Source organism: Cupriavidus neocaledonicus, assembly GCF_000372525.1.
Taxonomy (GTDB): domain Bacteria; phylum Pseudomonadota; class Gammaproteobacteria; order Burkholderiales; family Burkholderiaceae; genus Cupriavidus; species Cupriavidus neocaledonicus.
The window spans coordinates 39,972-59,716 of record NZ_AQUR01000085.1; the positions used below are offsets into that span (position 1 = coordinate 39,972).

Genomic DNA, 19,745 nt, shown 5'->3' on the forward strand with positions numbered 1-19,745 from the left:
CGTCAGACCACGCCCATTGCCGGATCGCTGACCGTATCCGCGCCGGTCTCCATGCGTCCGGCAAAGCGGCGCGCAAACGCGGGGCTGGCTTCGCAAGTCACGACGAAGTCGTACCAGTTGCCGCTTTCGGCCACCGGCCATTCCAGCGTTTCCACCTTGCCGCGCCTGACCCGTTGCGTCCACGGGCCGTCGTCGCGGTAGGCCAGCGCCTTGACGGTGAAGGTCACGTCGGCATCGCCGTCGTTATGCAGCTTGACCTGGATGGTCGGCTTCCTGCACGGGTTGTAGCAGACCTGGATCTCGGCCGAGGTGGTGGCCGCCTCGGTGACATCGCCGGTGAAGGCGCGGTGATAGCCGTTGGGGCCGAGCACCCACAGGTCGTACTTGCCGCCGTCGGCATTGACGTCCCACGCGTCGTCCAGCGCCTTGCCGGCCTCGACCACGTAGCGGCGCGGGATGCGGTCCAGGTGCAGCTTGTCGTAGACATGGAACACCGCGCCCGCCTGGTGCGCGCTGCCGTTGGCGAACAGCAGGCGCACGGAGCGGGCCGCGGCATCGACGCGCGCGCTGGTATGCAGCTCATACGGCAGCTTGCGCGACGGGCGCGCGCCGGTGGCCTGCGCCGGCAGCGCGGGCGAGGCCGGCACCGGGATGGCGGGCTGCGTCTGTTGCCAGGCGGTCAGGCTGGTGGCGTCGGCGCGCGTGGTGCGCCCCGCCAGCACGGGCAGCGTCTCGGTGTTGGGCGTGGCGAAGTTGAAGGCGCTGGTCAGGTCGCCGCAGACCGCGCGGCGGTAGGCGCTGATCTGCGGCTCCATCACGCCGAAGCGCGCTTCCAGGAAGCGCAGCACCGAGGTGTGGTCGAACACCTCGGAGTTGACCCAGCCGCCGCGGCTCCACGGCGACACCACCCACAGCGGCACGCGCGGCCCCGGCCCGAAGGGCTTGCCATCCTGCGGCGGCTGCTTGGCCGTGGCGGGCGGGAAGTTGAAGTACTCGTAGGCCATCTGCGCATCGTCGAGGGTGGACTTGCCGGCCAGCGTGCCGTCCGGGTTGCGCGACGGCGCGGTCGGCGGCGGGCTGTGGTCGAAGAAGCCGTCGTTCTCGTCGAAGTTGATCAGCAGCACGGTCTTGCTCCAGACCTCGGGCGATGCCGTCAGAGCATCGAGGATGGACTGCACGTACCAGCCGCCCTTGGCCGGGCTGGACGGGCCGGGGTGCTCGCTGAACTCGGCCGGCGGGATGATCCACGATACCTGCGGCAGCCGGCCGTTGAGCACGTCGTCGCGCAGCGACTGCAGGAAGCCGCCGTCGGGCATGGTGTTGCAGAAGCCCTTGGCGAGCGGGCTGTACTGGTCGTCGATATCCGGGTTGTAGGGCGGATTGACGCCGGTGCCGGCGGTGTTGGAGAGCTTGCGTCCGTCCGGCATCTTTTCCATCTCGGCGCGCCAGTGCCGGAAGCTCATCATCTGGTTGCAGCCATAGTTGTCCGGCACGTTCTGGTAGACCTTCCAGCTCACGCCCGCGCCCTGCAGACGGTCGGCGTAGGTCTTCCAGGTCCAGCCCTCGGTGGACGGGCCCACGTCGGCGCCGGCGTTGAACTCATTGACCATCACCGCGACGTTGTCGCCGGTGGGGCCGTTGCTGCCGGTCCAGTAGAACAGGCGATTGGGGATGGTGCCGGTGTGCATCGCGCAGTGGTACGCGTCGCACAGCGTGAAGGCGTCGGCCAGCGCGCGCTGGAACGGGATCTCGGCGTTGTCGTAGTAGCCCATCGACAGCGCCTTCTTGGCCACCGGCCAGCGGTCCATGCGGCCGTGGTCCCACGCGGCCTGCGCATCGGGCCAGGTATGCGGGGTGCCGCCCGCGCGCTGCGCGTTGCCCTGGGTTTCGTCGAGGTGGTAGGGCGTCAGCGTATTGCCGTTGGCATCGGTCTGGAAGAACGCGTTCTTGCCGTTCGGCAGCGGGATCGCAAAGCGGTCGCCGTAGCCCCGCACGCCCTTGAAGGTGCCGAAGTAGTTGTCGAACGAGCGGTTTTCCAGCATCACCATGACGACGTGCTTGACGTCCTGGATGGTGCCGGTGGCGTTGTTGGCCTCGATCGCCAGGGCGCGGCGGATGCTGGGCGGGAAGCTGGCCAGCATCGCGGCGGCCGCGCCGGTGCCGAGGCTGGTCTTGAGGAACTGTCGCTTGGACGGATTGAAGGTCATGGCGTGGGTGGGGTCGTTCTGTGGCTGGGTCGGAAAGCGGCCCGCTTCAGGGGCACATCAGGGGGCGCAACGCGTGCTGCAGTTGCCAGGCTTGCCGGTGTGGCCGGGCTTGCCGGCTGCGTCCGGCGCGTTGCCGTTGGCGGCGCTGGGCTGCAGCGTGCCGCCTCCCGCGCCGGGCGAGTCGTCGCCGCCGCAGGCGGCAAGCATCAATGCCAGGGTGAGGGTGCCGGCCGCCAGCCAGGGCCGGGCGGAATGCGACAGCAAGGTGGGTCTCATTGGTGCAGGGCCTTTTCTTCGGGTTGAGGAAGAGAACGAGGGCCGCGCCCGTTGCGCCGACAGACGGCTGCACGCAGCGGACTTCCGCCGTGGCGGAGGACAAGCGCGGATCCGGCCGGATGCCGGGTAGATGGCCGGGGCTTGTCGCGACAGCGGGCGATTGTTGACGGATCAAATGTCAGATGTTTGACAGGGCGCACTTTCGGTACTTTACCTTTGTAACCAAAAGTGTCAGGGAGCGGGCGTGGCAATTGCAGGCACTGCCGGGTTGCCGCCGTTCATCCGTTCAACCCGATACAGGAGACCCCCATGCCCGACACGTCCGACGCCAAGGCCAAGCCCACGTCAAACGCCACACCCGCCACCACCGCTCAGGGCGCTCCGGCCGGCTATGGCGATGCCCAGCGCGGCACCGGCGGAGAGCTACACCAGGTTGCCGGCGGCACGCATGCCCCGTTGACCACCAACCAGGGCGCGCCCATCGCGGACAACCAGAACTCGCTCAAGGCCAATCCGCGCGGCCCGACCCTGCTCGAAGATTTCATCCTGCGTGAAAAAATTACACACTTCGACCATGAGCGCATTCCCGAGCGGATCGTCCATGCGCGCGGCACCGCGGCGCATGGATATTTCGAGCTGACCGATTCGCTGGCGCAATTCACCACCGCCAGCATCCTGACCGAGGTCGGCGTCAAGACGCCGGTGTTCGCGCGCTTTTCCACCGTGGCCGGCGGCGCGGGCTCGATCGACACGCCGCGCGACGTGCGCGGCTTCGCGGTCAAGTTCTATACCAAGGAAGGCAACTGGGACCTGGTCGGCAACAACATCCCGGTGTTCTTCATCCAGGACGCGATCAAGTTCCCCGACGTGGTCCATGCGGTCAAGATGGAGCCCGACCGCGCCTTCCCGCAGGCGGCCACCGCGCACGACACCTTCTGGGACTTCATCTCGCTGACGCCGGAGTCGATGCACATGGTCATGTGGATCATGTCGGACCGCACCATCCCGCGTTCGCTGCGCATGATCGAAGGCTTCGGCGTGCACAGCTTCCGCCTGCTCGACGACCAGGGCCGGTCCACCTTCGTCAAGTTCCACTGGCGCCCCAAGCTGGGACTGCAGTCCACGGTGTGGGACGAGGCCGTCAAGATCGCCGGCGCCGATCCGGATTTCCATCGCCGCGACATGTTCAATGCGATCCAGTCCGGCAACTTCCCGGAATGGGAACTGGGCGTGCAGCTGTTCACCGAAGCCGATGCGGCCAAATTCCCGTTCGACCATCTCGATGCGACCAAGATCATCCCCGAGGAGACCGTGCCGCTGAAGATCATCGGCCGCATGGTGCTGGACCGCTGGCCCGACAATTTCTTCGCCGAGACTGAGCAGGTGGCGTTCTGCCCCGCCAACATCGTGCGCGGCATCGATTTCTCCAACGATCCCCTGCTGCTGGGCCGGCTGTTCTCGTACCTCGACACACAACTGCTGCGCCTGGGCGGTCCCAACTTCAACCAGATTCCGGTGAACGCGCCCAAGTGCCCGTTCGCCAACCACCAGCGCGACGGCCATATGCAGATGCAGCGGCCCAGGGGACGCGTCGCATATGAGCCCAATTCGCTGTCCGACGACTCGCCGCGCGAGACGCCCGACCTGGGCTTCCGTCACGCGCTGGTGCCCGAGCAGGGTGACAAGGGCCGCATCCGCCCCGAGACCTTTGCCGACCACTACAGCCAGGCGCGCCTGTTCTACCGCAGCCAGACCCGCGCCGAACAGGCGCATATCGCCTCGGCGCTGGTGTTCGAGCTGTCGAAGGTCGAGCACGTCCATGTACGCGAGCGCATGGTGGCCCACCTGCTCAATATCGACCCCGACCTGGGCCGGCGCGTGGCCGACGGCCTGGCGCTGGACCAGGTGCCCGAGCCGTTGCCCACCGCCGTGCCGGTGCAGGACCTGCCGCCGTCGCCGGCGCTGCAGATCATCGGCAAGATGAAAGACACGCTGCAGGGACGCGAGATCGGCATCCTGGTCGCCGACGGCTCCGACGGCGCCGCCGTCGAGGCGATCCGCCAGGCGGCCAGCGCCGCCGGCGCCACGGTAAAGATCGTCGCGCCCAAGGTGGGCGGCGCGGTGCTGGCCGATGGGACGAAGCTGCCGGCGGATGGGCAGCTGGCCGGGACGCCGTCGGTGATGTTCGATGCCGTGGCCATCATCCTTGGTGCCGACGCCGCCGCCATGCTGGTACAGGAGAGCGCGGCGCTGGACTTTGTCTGCTTTGCCTACGCGCACCTGAAGGCGATCGCGGTCGATGCCGGCGGCGAGGCACTGCTCACGCACGCTAACCTGCAGCCGGACAACGGCATCGTGCCGGCCAGCGACCCGGCGCGGTTCATCGCCGCGGCCAAGACCCGGCAATGGGATCGCGAGCCGCAGGTGCGGATGCTCGCCTGACGCCGTGCACCGGCGGCCAGGGGGGCCGTTACGGGTACGCTCCTTGCACGCGCCCCCACGGCGCCGGCCCGCTGCCGCGCTGTGGCGGCGGGTCGGCGCTTCCTAGTTGAAACGCAAGACAAGGAGTGCAAGATGACCACGCGTAACCAGGAGCAAGGCAAGTCCGCAGATGCCGCCGGCATGCCCAACCCGATCGAACTGCAGCGTGCGCTCAAGGGCGTGGATTACCCGGCCACGCGCGAGCAACTGGTGGACAAGGCGCGCGAGGCCGGCGCCGACGAGGCCATCACCCGCGCGCTCGAGGCGATCGATGACCGGGAATATGAAGACCCCGCCCAGGTGTCGGAAGCCGTGGCGCGCGGGCGCTGAGGCAGACGCTGCAATTCTTTCGCTGCATCGTTGTAAAGCCCGGCAGGCCGGATGCCGGAACCGGCCCGCGATGCCATGGCACGCGATGACGCCTCGGCAAAGGCGGGCGTTCCCGGCGCGCTGCATACCCGCAATGGTTTGAATCCCGGCGCGCGACGAGTGGCGATGCGCGCACGTCCGCACGCCCCCCTGCTTGTTTGCCCGTCTCCCCACTCTCGTAGGGCAAAGTTTGCTCCCGGCCGACCGTTAGCCAGCGCACGAAGAGCACGGATGTGCGCGGCCGGCCATGGCCGTCACCGCGTCGTATACCGTGCCGGACAGATGGAACGGGCGCTTTGGTGTTTGCGGGCCGATGGTTCGGCACGCAAGGCAGTCATCACAACAAACGAAGCGTAAATGTCCCGCTGATCGGGAAGGGGAGGGAGCATGAATTTCAGGAGCCTGTCTATCCGCACGCGCCTGCTGGCCGGTTTTGGCACGCTGGCGGGCGTGGTGCTGGTGGTGTCGGCGTATTCGTTGCACGCGCTTGGCGAGGCGACGGCGGGGTTCAATGACTACCTGAACGGGTTGAATGCCCGGGCGGAAATGGCGGCCCAGGTGCGCAGCGCGGTCGACCGGCGTGCCATCGCGGCGCGCAACCTGGTGCTGGTGACGGACGCGGCAGAGCTGGAGCGCGAGAAGGCCGACGCCCTGCGCGCGCATGCAGACGTGCAGGCGCGGCTGGCGCGGCTCAGCGAGATGGTGCGCCAGCCTGGCGTCGGCGAAGAGGCGCGCAAGCTGGTCGACGATGTCGCCAGGGTCGAGGCGCAGTATGGTCCGGTTGCCACCGGCATTGTCGGGCTGGCGGTCGAGCGCAAGGTCGAGGAGGCCATCGGCCGGATCGAAAAGCAATGCCGTCCGTTGCTGGCGGCGCTGATCAAGTCGACCGATGCCTACGCCGAGTTCACCAGGGGCCGCCAGAAGGAGATGGAGCACAGGCTCGAGGCGGACTACGAGCGCCAGCGCAACCTGCTGGTGCTGATCTCGCTGGTGTCCGCGGTCATTGCGCTGGCCGGCGGCGTGCTGATCACGCGTGCCATCACGCGCCCGATCCTGCGTGCGGTCGAGGTCGCGGGCACCGTTGCCGGCGGCGACCTGGGCGCGCGCATCGAAGTGGACCGCCATGACGAGACCGGCCGCCTGCTGGCGGCGTTGCGCGACATGAACGAGCGCCTGACCGCCACCGTCACCCGCGTGCGCGCCAGCAGCGGCAATATCGCCATCAGCACCAGCGAGATCGCCCGCGGCAATGCCGACCTGAGCAGCCGCACCGAGGAGCAGGCGGCCTCGCTGGAGCAGACCGCGGCCAGCATGGAGGAACTGACCGAGACCGTGCGCCAGAACACCGAGAATGCGCGCCAGGCCAGCGAACTCGCGCGCAGCGCCGCCGACGTGGCGCAGCGCGGCAGCACCACGGTGCAGCGCGTGGTCGGCACGATGCAGGACATCAGCGCCAGCTCGAGCAAGATCGCGGAGATCACCGGCATCATCGAGGGCATTGCTTTCCAGACCAATATCCTGGCGCTGAACGCCGCGGTGGAAGCAGCGCGCGCCGGCGAGCAGGGCCGCGGCTTTGCCGTGGTGGCGAGCGAGGTGCGCGGGCTGGCCCAGCGCTCGTCCAGCGCGGCCAAGGAGATCAAGGACCTGATCGAGGCCTCGGGGCGGCAGGTGCAGGATGGCTCGTCGCTGGCGAGCGAGGCCGGCCAGACCATGGCCGAGGTGACCCAGGCGGTGGCGCGCGTGACCGGCATCGTCGAGGAGATCGCGACGGCGTCGGCGGAGCAGACCCGCGGCATCGAGCAGGTCAACCAGGCCATCGTGCAGATCGACCAGGTCACGCAGCAGAACGCGTCGCTGGTGAGCGAAGCGGCCAATGCCTCGCGCGCGCTGGAAGAGCAGGGCCGCGAACTGAGCGAGGTGGTGGCGTTCTTCCGCCTGCCCGGCGAAGCGTGGGCCGTGCCGGCGGGCGCCGGTACGCTGGCCGCGCAGCGGCGCGCGCCGCATCAGCTGGCCGCTGCCTAGGGGCCAGCCGGAGGGCGGCGCGGCTGCAAGGCGGCGGCGGGGCGGGTAAACTGGCCGCTTCCTCCTCCCCTTGCCACCGCCATGACCGCCCTGCCGATCTCCTTCGACGACGTTGCCGCCGCGCACGAACGTATCCGCGCGGCCGCCCACCGCACCCCGGTGCTGACCTCCGCCACCGCCGACGCGGCCACCGGGGCGCAGCTGTTCTTCAAGTGCGAGAACTTCCAGCGCATCGGCGCCTTCAAGTTCCGCGGCGCCTACAACGCGATTGCCCAGTTCACCCCGCAGCAGAAGGCAGGCGGCGTGCTGGCGTTCTCTTCCGGCAACCACGCGCAGGCGATCGCGCTGTCGGCGCGCCTGCGCGGCGTGCAGGCGGTGATCGTGATGCCGCAGGACGCCCCCGCGATCAAGATCGAGGCCACGCGCGGCTATGGCGCCGAGGTGGTGCTGTACGACCGCTACCGGGACGACCGCGAGGCCCTGGGCCGGCGCATCGCCGGCGAGCGCGGCATGACCCTGATCCCGCCCTACGACCACCCGCACGTGATGGCCGGGCAGGGCACGGCCGCCAAGGAACTGTTCGAGGAAACCGGCCCGCTCGACATGCTGGTGGTGTGCCTGGGCGGCGGCGGCCTGCTGTCGGGCTGCGCGGTTGCGGCACGGGCGATGTCGCCCGGCTGCGCGGTGTATGGCGTCGAGCCCGAGGCCGGCAACGACGGCCAGCGCAGCCTGCGCGGCGGCGAGATCGTCCGCATCGATACCCCGCGCACCATTGCCGATGGCGCCCAGACGCCTTACCTCGGCAATCACACCTTCGCCGTGATCCGCGAACTGGTCACGGACATCGCTACCGTGTCGGATGCCGAACTGGTCGAGACCATGAAGTTCTTCGCCGGGCGCATGAAGATCGTCGCCGAGCCCACCGGCTGCCTGGCCGCGGCCGCGGTGCTGCACGGCAAGCTCGATGTCAAGGGCAAGCGCGTGGGCATCATCGTGTCGGGCGGCAATGTGGATCTGGCGGCGTTTGCGGGATTTGTCGGGGGGCATTGACGGCGCGGTAGCCGGGGAATCCTTGCCGGACCCGGGCCTCTAAGCTCCAGACAGCTCCACTGGAGCACGGCAAGCACATGGCGGGCAAGATGCAATACGACGTACTCGATACCGGCGCCGGCAAGCCGGTCAAGCTGTGGACCCGCGGCGTGCCGGTGGAGGGCGCCGCGCGCGAGCAGCTGGTGAACACGGCGCGGATGCCGTTCATCTTCCGCCATCTGGCGGTGATGCCGGACGTACATCTGGGCAAGGGGTCGACCATCGGCTCGGTGATTCCCACGGTGGGCGCCGTCATTCCGGCGGCGGTAGGCGTCGATATCGGCTGCGGCATGATGGCGGTGAAGACTTCGCTGACCGCCTCCGACCTGCCCGACAACCTGGGCCAGCTGCGCAGCGCGATCGAGCATGCCGTGCCGCATGGCCGCAGCGCGCAGGGCGGGCGACGCGACCAGGGTGCCTGGGGCAACGCGCCGGCGCATGTCGACGCCGCCTGGGCCGAGATGGCGCCGGGCTTTCGCCGCATCACCGACAAATATCCGCACCTGGCGCGCGCCAACCATCGCAATCACCTTGGCACGCTGGGCACCGGCAACCACTTCATCGAGGTGTGCCTGGACGAGGCGCAGTCGGTCTGGTTCATGCTGCACAGCGGCTCGCGCGGCATCGGCAATGCGATCGGCACCACCTTCATCACGCTGGCGCAGCAGGACATGCGCCAGCACCTGGCCAACCTGCCGGACCGCGACCTGGCTTACCTGGTGGAAGGCTCCGCGCACTACGAGGACTATATCTACGCGGTGTCCTGGGCACAGGCCTACGCCCGCCGCAACCGCGAGCTGATGATGGAGGCGGTGCTGGCGGCGGCGCAGCGGGTGCTGCGCAAGCCGTTCCAGGCGCAGCTAGAGGCGGTGAACTGCCACCACAACTACGTGCAGAAGGAACACCACTTCGGCGCCGACGTGCTGGTCACGCGCAAGGGCGCGGTCAGCGCGCGCGCCGGCGAGCTGGGCATCATTCCGGGCTCGATGGGCGCGCGCTCGTTCATCGTGCGCGGCAAGGGCAATCCGGAGTCGTTCTGCTCCTGCAGCCACGGCGCCGGCCGTACCATGAGCCGCAGCGAGGCCAAGCGCCGCTTCACCGTGGCCGACCAGAAGCAGGCCACGCAAGGCGTGGAATGCCGCAAGGACGCCGCCGTGATCGACGAGATCCCGATGGCGTACAAGGATATCGACGCGGTGATGGCGGCGCAGGCGGACCTGGTGGAAGTCGTGCATACGCTGCGGCAAGTGGTGTGCGTGAAGGGGTAAGCGCAGCCACCGGGGCAGGTCATGCCGCGTTCCTTCCCGGCTGGGGTCCTGTCAAAGATTCTTAACTCGCGCGCAAGAAGATTTACTTCGGACTGCGGCGAACCTCGGCGATGATGGCGTGGCTGTCCGCTCCAACCGGACGGCCACGACCCTTTCCGGACGGCGGGGGATGGCACCGCCTGCTGGTACCAACACCTGTGAGGTTCGCTATGTACCGTGTATTGAGCATTGCCATGCTGGGGATCTCGCTTGCGGCGTGCGCCAGCCCGGCACCGACGGCTTCGGCGGGGCAACGAGGCACGGGCGCGCCAGCCGCCCCAGCCGCGGCCGTCCAGCCCGCGGCGGACGGCAAGGCGCCCGCGGATGCGGTAGATCCGGCGGTGATCCAGGCACTGAACCGGATGGGCGGCTATCTGGCGACGCTGAAGCGCTTCAGCGTGGATATCGACCTGGACGGCGAACGGGTGCTGGCCGATGGCCAGAAACTGCAGCACAGCGCCGCCGCCACCATCGACGCCCAGCGGCCCAACAAGATGCGGGTGCGGATGGAGAGCGCGCGCGGACAACGGCAGCTGATCTACGACGGCAAGACCGTCACCCTCTACCAGCCGGCGCAGAAGACCTATGCGTCCACTGCCGCGACGCAGAACCTCGGCGAACTGGTGATGCACCTGCGCCAGCGTTTCGGTGTTGAAGTGCCGCTGGACGACCTGTTCCTGTGGGGCACGCCCGCCGCGCCGCTGGACCATATCACCTCGGCCATGAACGCGGGCACTGACCTGATCGATGGCGACCTGTGCGACCACTACGCGCTGCGCCAGGGAGCGGTGGACTGGCAGATCTGGATTGCCCGCGGCAACCGCCCGGTGCCGCGCAAGCTGGTGATCACCAACCGCGCCGACGAGGCGCGCCCGCAGTCGGTGACCTGGCTGGACTGGAACGTGAAGCCGGCGTTCAAGGACGCGGTGTTCCGCTTTACGCCGCCGCCGGGGGCCCGTGAAGCCAGGCTCGTTCCGCTCAAGACCCAGTGAAGGAGAGGCAGATGAAACGTCCCGTCGAGAAGTCCATCCTGGCGCTGGTGGGTGCGGTCCTGCTTGCCGGCCACTGGGTTCCGCAGGCGCAGGCGCGCCAGGGCGCCCACGCCGCGGCGCGCGGCGGCGGCGCGGCGCATGCCAGCCGCCCGGTCGAGAACCGGGCCGACGTGCGTACCAATAACGTCCGCAGCGCGAGCGTAAACAGCGTCAATGCCAGCCGCAACGTGAACGTCAATACCAACCGGAACGTCAACGTCAACGTCGATACGCACGGCGGATGCTGCGGCTGGGACAATGACTATCACCCGGTGGCAACGGCAGCCGCCGTCACCGCGACGGTGGCGGTCACCTCGGCCGTGGTGGGATCCATGGTGCGCTCGGTGCCGCCAAGCTGCGTGCCGGTGAACTATGGCGGCATGGTGTACCAGCAGTGCGGCAGCACCTGGTACCTGCCGCAGGGATCGCAGTACGTCGTGGTGAATCCGCCGTACTGAAGGCGTGACGCCTGCGGCCGCCCGTTGCCGAGGCAGCGTGGCGCAGCCGCGGCGGCGCTACCGACCGAACTGTCCCAGCACCGTCCCCACCGCCTCCAGCCCGGCCTCGATCATGTGCTGCATGTAGCTGCCCATCTGCGGCATCACCAGCATCAGCACCAGCAGTCCGCCCGACAGCGTCACCGGGAAGCCCACCGCGAAGATCGACAGTTGCGGCGAGGCGCGGTTGAGGATGCCCATGGCCAGGTTCAGGATCAGCAAGGCGGCGATCATCGGCAGCGCCAGCAGCAGTCCCGAAGCGAACACCATGCCACCGGCGCGTGCCACGGCCATGGCGCCGCCCGCCGACAGCGGGGTGCCGCCGACGGGCAGGCTGTTGAAGCTGTCGACCAGCGCGCCCAGCATCAGCAGGTGGCCGTCCAGCGCCAGGAACAGCAGCACCGCGATCAGGTTCAGGAAGCGCGACAGCACCATGGTCTGGCCGCCGGCGGCGCGGTCGAAGAAGGACGCGAACGACAGACCCATCTGCAGCCCGATGATCTCGCCGGCCTGCTGCACGGTGGCGAACACCAGCCGCATGACGAAGCCCGTGGCCAGGCCGATGCCGACTTCATTGAGGATGATCATCAGCCCGTCGAACGAATACACCGGCACCACCGGCAGCTGCGCGATGGTGGGCGACACCACCATCGCGATCATCGCCGACAGCGCGATCTTGGCGCGCCGCGGGATGGTCGATTCACCGAACAGCGGCGCGGTGCCGATCAGCGCCAGGATGCGGAAAAACGGCCACAGGAAAGCCGCAAGCCAGCCGTAGAGCTGGGCTGAGGTGAACTCGATCACGGCGGCGGGTCAGCGGGCGGGCGGGGTGAAATGCGGCGACGGTGGCGGACAGCAGCGGCTGGCGGCGTGGGCGGCCCCGCCGTCAGTGCGCCAGCGCGGGGATGCTCTGGAACACCTCGCGCATGTAGTCGACCATCGCGTTGATCATCCACGGGCCGGCCAGCACCATGGTGGCGAACAGGGCGATCAGCTTGGGGATGAAGCTGAGCGTCATCTCGTTGATCTGGGTCGCGGCCTGGAACAGGCTGACCACCAGGCCGGCGGCCAGCGCCACCAGCAGCAGCGGGGCGGCCAGCAGCAGGGTCATCTTCATCGCCTGGGTGGCGATGGTCATTACGGTCTCTGGGGTCATGGCTCTTGCGAAGAAGGGGCTGGCGCCGGCGGCCGGCGTCAGCTCATGAAGCTTTGCGCCAGCGATCCCAGCAGCAGCTGCCAGCCGTCGACCAGCACGAACAGCATCAGCTTGAACGGCAGCGAGATGGTGGCCGGCGGCACCATCATCATGCCCATCGCCATCAGCACGCTGGCGACGACCAGGTCGATGATCAGGAACGGGATGAAGATGGTGAAGCCGATCTGGAACGCGGTCTTCAGCTCGCTGGTGACAAAGGCCGGCACCAGGATGCTGAGCGGCACTTCCTCCGGCCCCTGCATCTCCGGCGCCTTGGCCATCTGCGCGAACATGGCCAGGTCCTTCTCGCGGGTCTGGCGCAGCATAAAGGCCTTGAGCGGCTCGGCGGCCTTGGCCGCGGCGGCTTCGAGGCTGAGCTTGTTTTCGGACAGCGGCTTGTAGGCGTCGTTGTAGACGCGGTCGAACACCGGCGCCATGACGAAGAAGGTCAGGAACAGCGACAGCCCCACCAGCACCTGGTTGGGCGGCGAGGTGGCCGTGCCGAGCGCATTGCGCAGCAGCCCCAGCACGATGATGACGCGGGTGAAGCCGGTCATCATCAGCATCGCCGCGGGCAGGAACGACAGCGAGGTCAGCAGCACCAGCGTCTGCACCGGCAGCGACCAGATCTGGCCGCCACCCGGGGCGGGCTTGCTGATCACGCCGGGCAGCGCCTGGGCCCAGGCTGGCGCGGGCGCCAGCGCGGCCAGGGCCAGCAGCAGCGCCAGCACGGACAGCCGGGACAGCAGCGGCGAGGGCAACAACGCGGACAGCAACGAGGGCGGGTGCGCGGCGCGGGCTGCGCGCGGCAGCAGTCGCCACGGCGTGGCAAGCGGGGCAATCATGATTTGAAGTGGGCCTGCATCGAGCGCAGCAGCTTTTCGGCAAAGCTGCCGCCGGTGGGCGGTTGCAACGGTCCGGCGGCGATGTGCGCGCCGGTCTGGCCGGCGGCCGGGGATCCTGCCGCCATGGTGTGCAGTGGCCGGATTTCGCCGGGGCTGACGCCCAGCACCAGCCAGGTATCGCCAACCTCGACCAGCACCAGGCGCTGGCGCGCGCCCAGCATGGTGCTGCCGACCACCTTCATCGCGCCGCCGGTAGCGTGGCGCACCAGGCCGGCACGCCGTGCCATCCAGGCCAGCCCCAGGATCAGCGCGATGATGGCGAACAGCCCCAGCCCGGCCTGCGCCAGGCTGGCCGCGCCGCTGATGGCTGGCGCTTGCGCGCCGTCGGCGGCCGTTGCGGCGCAGGGAAGCGCGGCAAGCGCAGCCAGCGGGGCGCGGCTTGCGGCTGTCATTTGTTCAGCTTCCGGATGCGTTCGGACGGCGTGATGATGTCGGTCAGGCGGATGCCGAACTTGTCGTTGACCACCACCACTTCGCCCTGGGCGATCAGGTAGCCGTTGACCAGCACGTCCATCGGCTCGCCCGCCAGGCCGTCGAGTTCCACCACCGAGCCCTGCGCCAGCTGCAGCAGGTTCTTGATCGGCACCTTGGTGCGGCCCAGCTCCACCGTCAGTTGCACCGGGATATCGAGGATCATCTCGATATCGTTGCGGAAGCCGCTCGGCGCTTCCTTCGCCAGCGGCGGGAAGACCGTGGCGGCGGCGGGCGTGGCGGCTGCCGATGCCGGCGCGGCAGCGGCGGGGATCTCGGCGGAAGTGGCGCTGGTCTGCTCGGCCAGCGCGCTGGCCCAGTCGTCCATCGGGTCGACCGGCTTGTCCTCGATGCCCTCACTCATAATCCGTGTCCTTAATGTCCAGGTGGGAATCGCCGTCCTGGTGATTGATCATTCGTTCTACCCGCAGCGCGTACTGGCCATTCATGGTGCCGAAGCCGCATTGCATCACGGGCACGCCGTCGACCTTGCCGAACACCTTCTCGGGCAGCTCGATCGGCAGCACGTCGCCGGCGCGCATCGCCAGCACTTCGGCCACGGTGCTCTGCAGGTGCGCGAACTCGGCCACCAGCTCGACCTCGGCCGCGCGCAGCTGCGTCGACAGTTGCGTGACCCAGCCCTTGTCGACCTCCTTCTCGTCCTGCAGCGGATTCATCAGCAGGTCCTTGAGCGGCTCGATCATCGCGTACGGCAGGCATACGTGCAGCTGGCCGCCGACGGCGCCCAGCTCGATGTGGAAGGCGGTGGTCACCACGGCCTCGTTGTGCGTGGCGACGTTGGCAAACTTGGGGTGCATCTCCGAGCGGATGTACTCGGTCTCGATCGGGTGCACGGTGCGCCAGGCATTGCCGTAGCTGGTCAGCGTCAGCTCCAGCATGCGCTGGATGATGCGTTGCTCGGTCTGGGTAAAGTCGCGGCCTTCCACGCGGGTGTGGAAGCGGCCGTCGCCGCCGAACAGGTTGTCGACCACCAGGAAGACCAGGTTGGGGTCGTAGACGAACAGCGCGGTGCCGCGCAGCGGCTTCAGGTGGACCAGGTTGAGGTTGGTCGGCATCGGCAGGTTGCGCGCGAAGTCGCCGAACTTCTCGATCCTGACGCTGCCCACGGAGATGTCCGCGCCGCGGCGGATGAAGTTGAACAGCGCCGTGCGCAGCGAGCGCGCAAAGCGCTCGTTGATGATTTCCAGCGTATGCAGGCGGCCGCGGATGATGCGTTCCTGCGTCGCCAGGTTATAGGGGCGTACCCCGCCCTCGTCGGGCGCAGTCTCGCTGGCCTTGGGCGTATCGGCTTCGCCGGATACGCCCTTGAGCAGCTCGTCTACCTCGTCTTGCGAGAGGAACTTGTCGTAGGCCATCTAGTGTCCTGCCCCTTGTGCGGCGTTATGGATGAAACGTGCTGCCCTGGCCTGCGCTTACTGCACCACGAACGAGGTGAACAGCACGTCCAGCACGTGTTGCGCCGGCAGGCCGCTGGCAAACGGCTTGCTGATGGTGTCGCGGATGTCTTCGGCCAGCTTGCGCTTGCCCTCGACGGTGGCCAGCTCGGCCGGCTGCCGCGCGGACAGCAACAGCAGGATGCGACTGCGCGCTTCGGGCAGGTACTGGGCCAGGCGCGCCTGGGTGGCGGCGTCAGCCACCTTCAGCGACAGCCCGGTGTGCAGGAAGCGGTCGCCGTCCTCGCTGCGCAGGTTGACGGTGAACGCGTCCAGCGGCACGAAGATCGGCGGCGGGACAACCGGAGCGGCGGGCGCAGCGGGCGCCGCCGGCTGGCGGTTGCTCAGCACGCTGCCCAGCACGAAGCCCCCGGCGCCCAGTGCCACAACCAGCACGCCGGCGCCGATCAGCAGCAGCCGGCCGCGCTTGCCTGTGTTGCCAGTCCGGGGAGGGGAAGCCGTGTTCGCCATGAGAAGCCTGTATCGGAATGCCTGCCATTCTTCCGGAATCGCAGGCCAGCAAAGGGCCGAAAAAAAGGGGGAAACCCTTTCAGCTTGGCCATTTGAGCGGAAAGGGAGCAGGCACGGCTACGCGAGCGGGCGCCTTTGTGTTGCGCGCCTGCAGGCTGGTTAACGCAGCTTGATCGGGGAACTTGAGGGCGCCGGGGCAGGGGATGGCGGGATCACGCGCCTCGTCACCGCTTCGGAAGGGAGTCGTGGCCCGCCCCGCCGCCACTGGCCGGTGCTCGTCTGCTGCATTCCCTACTACGCCACTCGGGTAGGAGTCCATGCAAATTCGTAACTCACCCACTTGCCAAGCCATTGTTGGATATGGGTTTTCCTGTTTTAACTCTTATATAAGATATAAGACATTTGACCCAGGAGCCGCTTCGGACTACAATCGCGACGTACCGAGTCTTTCTAAACCTAATTACTCAGCAGGTTCCCATGCTTGAAAACTATCGCGCACATGTGGCCGAGCGCGCCGCGCTTGGCATCCCCCCTCTGCCCCTGACCGCCAAGCAGACGGCCGAGCTGATCGAACTGCTGAAGAACCCGCCCGCCGGCGAAGAACAGAACCTGGTGGACCTGATCTCCAACCGCGTTCCCGCCGGCGTCGATGACGCCGCCAAGGTCAAGGCCTCGTACCTGGCCGCGGTGGCGCTGGGCAAGGAACAGTGCGCGCTGATCTCGCGTGCCAAGGCCACCGAGCTGCTGGGCACCATGCTGGGCGGCTACAACATCTCGCCGCTGATCGAGCTGCTGGACGACGCCGAAGTCGGCACCGTCGCCGCCGACGCGCTGAAGAAGACCCTGCTGATGTTCGACGCCTTCCACGATGTGAAGGAGAAGGCCGACAAGGGCAACGCCAACGCCCGCGCCGTGCTGCAGAGCTGGGCCGACGCCGAATGGTTCACCAGCCGTCCGGAAGTGCCGCAAAGCCTGACCATCACCGTGTTCAAGGTGCCGGGCGAAACCAACACCGACGACCTGTCGCCGGCCCCGGACGCCACCACCCGCCCGGACATCCCGATGCACGCGCTGGCCATGCTGAAGAACAAGCGCGAAGGCGCGGCGTTCCAGCCGGAAGAAGACGGCAAGCGCGGCCCGGTCAAGTTCATCGAGTCGCTGAAGGAAAAGGGCCACCTGGTCGCCTACGTGGGCGACGTGGTCGGCACCGGTTCCTCGCGCAAGTCCGCCACCAACTCGGTGCTGTGGTTCACCGGTGAAGACATCCCCTTCATCCCGAATAAGCGCTTCGGCGGCGTGTGCCTGGGCAACAAGATCGCCCCGATCTTCTACAACACCATGGAAGACGCCGGCGCACTGCCGATCGAGCTGGACGTGTCGAAGATGGAAATGGGCGACGTGGTCGAGCTGCGCCCGTATGAAGGCAAGGCCCTGAAGAACGGCGAAGTGATCGCCGAGTTCAAGGTCAAGTCCGACGTGCTGTTCGACGAAGTCCGCGCCGGCGGCCGCATCCCGCTGATCGTCGGCCGCGGCCTGACGGCCAAGGCGCGCGAAGCGCTGGGCCTGGCCCCGTCGACGCTGTTCCGCCTGCCGCAGAACCCGGCCGATACCGGCAAGGGCTACACGCTGGCACAGAAGATGGTCGGCCGCGCCTGCGGCCTGGCCGAAGGCAAGGGCATCCGCCCGGGCACCTACTGCGAACCGAAGATGACCTCGGTGGGCTCGCAGGACACCACCGGCCCGATGACCCGCGACGAGCTGAAGGACCTGGCCTGCCTGGGCTTCTCGGCTGACCTGGTGATGCAGTCGTTCTGCCACACCGCCGCCTATCCGAAGCCGGTCGACGTCAAGACCCACCACACGCTGCCCGAGTTCATCAGCACGCGCGGCGGCATCTCGCTGCGCCCGGGCGACGGCGTGATCCACTCGTGGCTGAACCGCATGCTGCTGCCCGACACCGTCGGCACCGGCGGCGACTCGCACACCCGCTTCCCGATCGGCATCAGCTTCCCCGCAGGTTCGGGCCTGGTCGCCTTTGCCGCCGCCACCGGCGTGATGCCGCTGGACATGCCGGAATCGGTGCTGGTGCGCTTCAAGGGCCAGATGCAGCCGGGCGTGACCCTGCGCGACCTGGTCAACGCGATCCCGCTGTACGCGATCAAGCAAGGCCTGCTGACCGTGGCCAAGCAAGGCAAGAAGAACATCTTCTCGGGCCGCATCCTGGAAATCGAAGGGCTGCCCGACCTGAAGGTCGAGCAAGCGTTCGAACTGTCGGACGCCTCGGCCGAGCGTTCGGCCGCCGGTTGCACGGTGCGCCTGAACAAGGACCCGATCATCGAATACATCAACAGCAACATCACGCTGCTGAAGTGGATGATCGCCCAGGGCTACCAGGACCCGCGCAGCCTGCAGCGCCGCATCAAGGCCATGGAAGCGTGGCTGGCCGATCCGAAGCTGCTGGAGCCGGACGCCGACGCCGAGTACGCCGCCGTGATCGAGATCGACCTGGCCGACGTGCATGAGCCGATCGTGGCCTGCCCGAACGACCCGGACGACGTCAAGACCCTGTCGGACGTGGCCGGCGCCAAGATCGACGAAGTCTTCATCGGTTCGTGCATGACCAACATCGGCCACTTCCGCGCAGCCTCCAAGCTGCTGGAAGGCAAGCGCGACATCCCGGTCAAGCTGTGGGTCGCCCCGCCGACCAAGATGGACCAGAAGCAGCTGACCGAGGAAGGCCACTACGGCGTGTTCGGCACCGCCGGTGCCCGCACCGAAATGCCGGGCTGCTCGCTGTGCATGGGCAACCAGGCACAGGTGCGCGAAGGCGCGACCGTGATGTCGACCTCGACCCGCAACTTCCCGAACCGCCTGGGCAAGAACACCAATGTGTACCTGGGTTCCGCCGAACTGGCCGCGATCTGCTCGCGCCTGGGCCGCATCCCGACCAAGGACGAGTACATGGCCGATATTGGCGTCATCAACCAGAATGGCGACAAGATCTACAAGTACATGAACTTCGACCAGATCGAGGACTTCAAGGAAGTGGCCGACGGCGTGACGGTGTAAGCCGTCGCAGCCAGATTGGCGTAGGAATGGGGCCCCACGGGGCCCCTTCTTTTTTTGCGGGGCGGTGGCAGGGGGGGCACCCGGCGGTGCGGGCCGTCGCCCTGCAAGCGCGGCGACACCGGTTTATGATCGGGCTCTTTCGTTGTCCGGCGGCTTCCCCACGATGCGGAAGCGCCCGAACCAGGAGCCCGTGTGCCCGATCTGTCCGCTTTTCCCATCACCCGCAAATGGCCGGCACGGCATCCCGACCGCATCCAGCTCTATTCGCTGCCCACGCCCAACGGCGTCAAGGTGTCGATCATGCTGGAAGAGACCGGCCTGCCGTACGAGCCGCACCTGGTGCGCTTCGATACCGACGACCAGCTGTCGCCGGAATTCCTGTCGCTGAACCCGAACAACAAGATCCCGGCCATCCTCGACCCGCACGGCCCGGGGGACAAGCCGCTGGCGCTGTTCGAGTCGGGCGCGATCCTGCTGTACCTGGCCGACAAGTCCGGCAAGCTGATTCCGGCCGACCCGGCGCGCCGCTACGAGACCATCCAGTGGGTGATGTTCCAGATGGGCGGCATCGGGCCGATGTTCGGCCAGCTGGGCTTCTTCCACAAGTTCGCCGGCAGGGACTACGAGGACAAGCGCCCGCGCGACCGCTACGTGGCGGAGAGCCGGCGCCTGCTGAAGGTGCTGGAGCAGCGCCTGGATGGCCGCGCCTGGATCATGGGCGACGAGTACACCATTGCAGACATCGCCACCTTGCCGTGGGTGCGCAACCTGGCTGGCTTCTATGAGGCCGGCGACCTGGTCGGCTTCAAGGACTTCATCAATGTGCGGCGCGTGCTGGATGCGTTCGTGCAGCGACCGGCGGTGGTGAAGGGGCTGGATACGCCGCAGCGGGGCTGAGCGC

Annotated in this window: 18 protein-coding genes; 9 read left to right on the forward strand and 9 right to left on the reverse strand. The window is 67.8% G+C overall.

The annotated features are described in order from the left end of the window. Positions 1–2 precede the first annotated feature (2 nt). Together A3AG_RS0108930 and A3AG_RS0108935 are read right to left on the reverse strand one after the other, a co-directional pair. Entirely contained in the window at positions 3–2,207 is a 2,205-nt protein-coding gene (locus A3AG_RS0108930) for a phosphocholine-specific phospholipase C (RefSeq protein WP_018005066.1), read from the reverse strand. Between the two features lie 57 nt (positions 2,208–2,264). Beyond that, entirely contained in the window at positions 2,265–2,471 is a 207-nt protein-coding gene (locus tag A3AG_RS0108935) for a hypothetical protein (protein ID WP_018005067.1), read from the reverse strand. 321 nt (positions 2,472–2,792) lie between these two features. Here A3AG_RS0108935 and A3AG_RS0108940 point away from each other — a divergent pair, with 321 nt between their 5' ends. The 7 genes from A3AG_RS0108940 to A3AG_RS0108970 all read left to right on the forward strand — a co-directional run bounded on the left by A3AG_RS0108940 (position 2,793) and on the right by A3AG_RS0108970 (position 11,240). Continuing rightward, positions 2,793–4,925: a catalase gene (locus A3AG_RS0108940; protein WP_018005068.1), complete on the forward strand. Its 2,133-nt coding sequence runs from the start codon at positions 2,793–2,795 to the stop codon at positions 4,923–4,925. Between the two features lie 132 nt (positions 4,926–5,057). After that, the gene (locus tag A3AG_RS0108945; RefSeq protein WP_018005069.1) at positions 5,058–5,294 is read left to right on the forward strand and encodes a DUF2795 domain-containing protein; all 237 of its coding nucleotides are present in this window, start codon (positions 5,058–5,060) and stop codon (positions 5,292–5,294) included. 426 nt (positions 5,295–5,720) lie between these two features. After that, positions 5,721–7,355 (forward strand): methyl-accepting chemotaxis protein, encoded by a 1,635-nt coding sequence (locus tag A3AG_RS0108950; RefSeq protein WP_018005070.1) that lies wholly within the window; start codon positions 5,721–5,723, stop codon positions 7,353–7,355. 81 nt (positions 7,356–7,436) lie between these two features. Further along, positions 7,437–8,405, forward strand: coding sequence for a threo-3-hydroxy-L-aspartate ammonia-lyase (locus A3AG_RS0108955; protein ID WP_018005071.1), 969 nt, complete (start codon positions 7,437–7,439; stop codon positions 8,403–8,405). Positions 8,406–8,482: 77 nt separating this feature from the next. Further along, positions 8,483–9,712 (forward strand): RtcB family protein, encoded by a 1,230-nt coding sequence (locus A3AG_RS0108960; protein ID WP_018005072.1) that lies wholly within the window; start codon positions 8,483–8,485, stop codon positions 9,710–9,712. A gap of 209 nt (positions 9,713–9,921) precedes the next feature. Continuing rightward, the gene (locus A3AG_RS0108965) at positions 9,922–10,743 is read left to right on the forward strand and encodes a DUF2092 domain-containing protein (protein WP_018005073.1); all 822 of its coding nucleotides are present in this window, start codon (positions 9,922–9,924) and stop codon (positions 10,741–10,743) included. A gap of 11 nt (positions 10,744–10,754) precedes the next feature. Continuing rightward, positions 10,755–11,240 (forward strand): hypothetical protein, encoded by a 486-nt coding sequence (locus A3AG_RS0108970; RefSeq protein ID WP_018005074.1) that lies wholly within the window; start codon positions 10,755–10,757, stop codon positions 11,238–11,240. A 57-nt stretch (positions 11,241–11,297) separates the two neighbouring features. On the opposite strand, the gene fliR is transcribed toward A3AG_RS0108970, so the two are convergent. From fliR to fliL, 7 genes are all read right to left on the reverse strand, one after another. Further along, positions 11,298–12,083: a flagellar biosynthetic protein FliR gene (gene fliR, locus A3AG_RS0108975; protein WP_018005075.1), complete on the reverse strand. Its 786-nt coding sequence runs from the start codon at positions 12,081–12,083 to the stop codon at positions 11,298–11,300. An 82-nt stretch (positions 12,084–12,165) separates the two neighbouring features. Beyond that, positions 12,166–12,435, reverse strand: coding sequence for a flagellar biosynthesis protein FliQ (fliQ, locus tag A3AG_RS0108980; RefSeq protein ID WP_012355210.1), 270 nt, complete (start codon positions 12,433–12,435; stop codon positions 12,166–12,168). Between the two features lie 38 nt (positions 12,436–12,473). Further along, complete coding sequence (fliP, locus tag A3AG_RS0108985) at positions 12,474–13,319, reverse strand: flagellar type III secretion system pore protein FliP (RefSeq protein ID WP_018005076.1); 846 nt, start codon at positions 13,317–13,319, stop codon at positions 12,474–12,476. Beyond that, the gene (gene fliO / locus A3AG_RS0108990; protein ID WP_018005077.1) at positions 13,316–13,771 is read right to left on the reverse strand and encodes a flagellar biosynthetic protein FliO; all 456 of its coding nucleotides are present in this window, start codon (positions 13,769–13,771) and stop codon (positions 13,316–13,318) included. Before fliO ends, fliP begins: the two co-directional genes overlap by 4 nt. Next, entirely contained in the window at positions 13,768–14,214 is a 447-nt protein-coding gene (fliN, locus tag A3AG_RS0108995; protein WP_018005078.1) for a flagellar motor switch protein FliN, read from the reverse strand. The genes fliO and fliN overlap by 4 nt, the downstream gene beginning before the upstream one ends. Further along, complete coding sequence (fliM, locus tag A3AG_RS0109000) at positions 14,207–15,226, reverse strand: flagellar motor switch protein FliM (RefSeq protein WP_018005079.1); 1,020 nt, start codon at positions 15,224–15,226, stop codon at positions 14,207–14,209. Before fliM ends, fliN begins: the two co-directional genes overlap by 8 nt. Positions 15,227–15,283: 57 nt before the next feature. Beyond that, on the reverse strand, positions 15,284–15,775 hold the full coding sequence (gene fliL, locus A3AG_RS0109005) for a flagellar basal body-associated protein FliL (RefSeq protein ID WP_018005080.1): 492 nt from the start codon (positions 15,773–15,775) through the stop codon (positions 15,284–15,286). Positions 15,776–16,252: 477 nt separating this feature from the next. On the opposite strand from fliL, the gene acnB reads away from it, so the two are divergent. Together acnB and A3AG_RS0109015 are read left to right on the forward strand one after the other, a co-directional pair. After that, positions 16,253–18,844 carry a bifunctional aconitate hydratase 2/2-methylisocitrate dehydratase gene (gene acnB / locus A3AG_RS0109010; protein WP_018005081.1) on the forward strand — a complete coding sequence of 864 codons (2,592 nt, stop codon included), beginning with the start codon at positions 16,253–16,255 and terminating at the stop codon, positions 18,842–18,844. A gap of 192 nt (positions 18,845–19,036) precedes the next feature. Further along, positions 19,037–19,741, forward strand: a complete 705-nt coding sequence (locus tag A3AG_RS0109015) for a glutathione S-transferase N-terminal domain-containing protein (protein ID WP_018005082.1) — start codon at positions 19,037–19,039, stop codon at positions 19,739–19,741. The last annotated feature ends 4 nt before the right edge of the window (positions 19,742–19,745 follow it).

Coding starts and splice junctions, on each gene's coding strand:
- A3AG_RS0108950 (WP_018005070.1), top strand. CDS start 5,721: ATGAATTTCAGGAGCCTGTCTATCCGCACGCGCCTGCTGGCCGGTTTT.
- acnB (WP_018005081.1), top strand. CDS start 16,253: ATGCTTGAAAACTATCGCGCACATGTGGCCGAGCGCGCCGCGCTTGGC.
- fliL (WP_018005080.1), bottom strand. CDS start 15,775: ATGGCGAACACGGCTTCCCCTCCCCGGACTGGCAACACAGGCAAGCGC.
- A3AG_RS0108970 (WP_018005074.1), top strand. CDS start 10,755: ATGAAACGTCCCGTCGAGAAGTCCATCCTGGCGCTGGTGGGTGCGGTC.
- fliN (WP_018005078.1), bottom strand. CDS start 14,214: ATGAGTGAGGGCATCGAGGACAAGCCGGTCGACCCGATGGACGACTGG.
- A3AG_RS0108930 (WP_018005066.1), bottom strand. CDS start 2,207: ATGACCTTCAATCCGTCCAAGCGACAGTTCCTCAAGACCAGCCTCGGC.
- fliP (WP_018005076.1), bottom strand. CDS start 13,319: ATGATTGCCCCGCTTGCCACGCCGTGGCGACTGCTGCCGCGCGCAGCC.
- A3AG_RS0108940 (WP_018005068.1), top strand. CDS start 2,793: ATGCCCGACACGTCCGACGCCAAGGCCAAGCCCACGTCAAACGCCACA.
- fliM (WP_018005079.1), bottom strand. CDS start 15,226: ATGGCCTACGACAAGTTCCTCTCGCAAGACGAGGTAGACGAGCTGCTC.
- A3AG_RS0108965 (WP_018005073.1), top strand. CDS start 9,922: ATGTACCGTGTATTGAGCATTGCCATGCTGGGGATCTCGCTTGCGGCG.
- A3AG_RS0108945 (WP_018005069.1), top strand. CDS start 5,058: ATGACCACGCGTAACCAGGAGCAAGGCAAGTCCGCAGATGCCGCCGGC.
- A3AG_RS0108955 (WP_018005071.1), top strand. CDS start 7,437: ATGACCGCCCTGCCGATCTCCTTCGACGACGTTGCCGCCGCGCACGAA.
- A3AG_RS0108960 (WP_018005072.1), top strand. CDS start 8,483: ATGGCGGGCAAGATGCAATACGACGTACTCGATACCGGCGCCGGCAAG.
- fliO (WP_018005077.1), bottom strand. CDS start 13,771: ATGACAGCCGCAAGCCGCGCCCCGCTGGCTGCGCTTGCCGCGCTTCCC.
- fliQ (WP_012355210.1), bottom strand. CDS start 12,435: ATGACCCCAGAGACCGTAATGACCATCGCCACCCAGGCGATGAAGATG.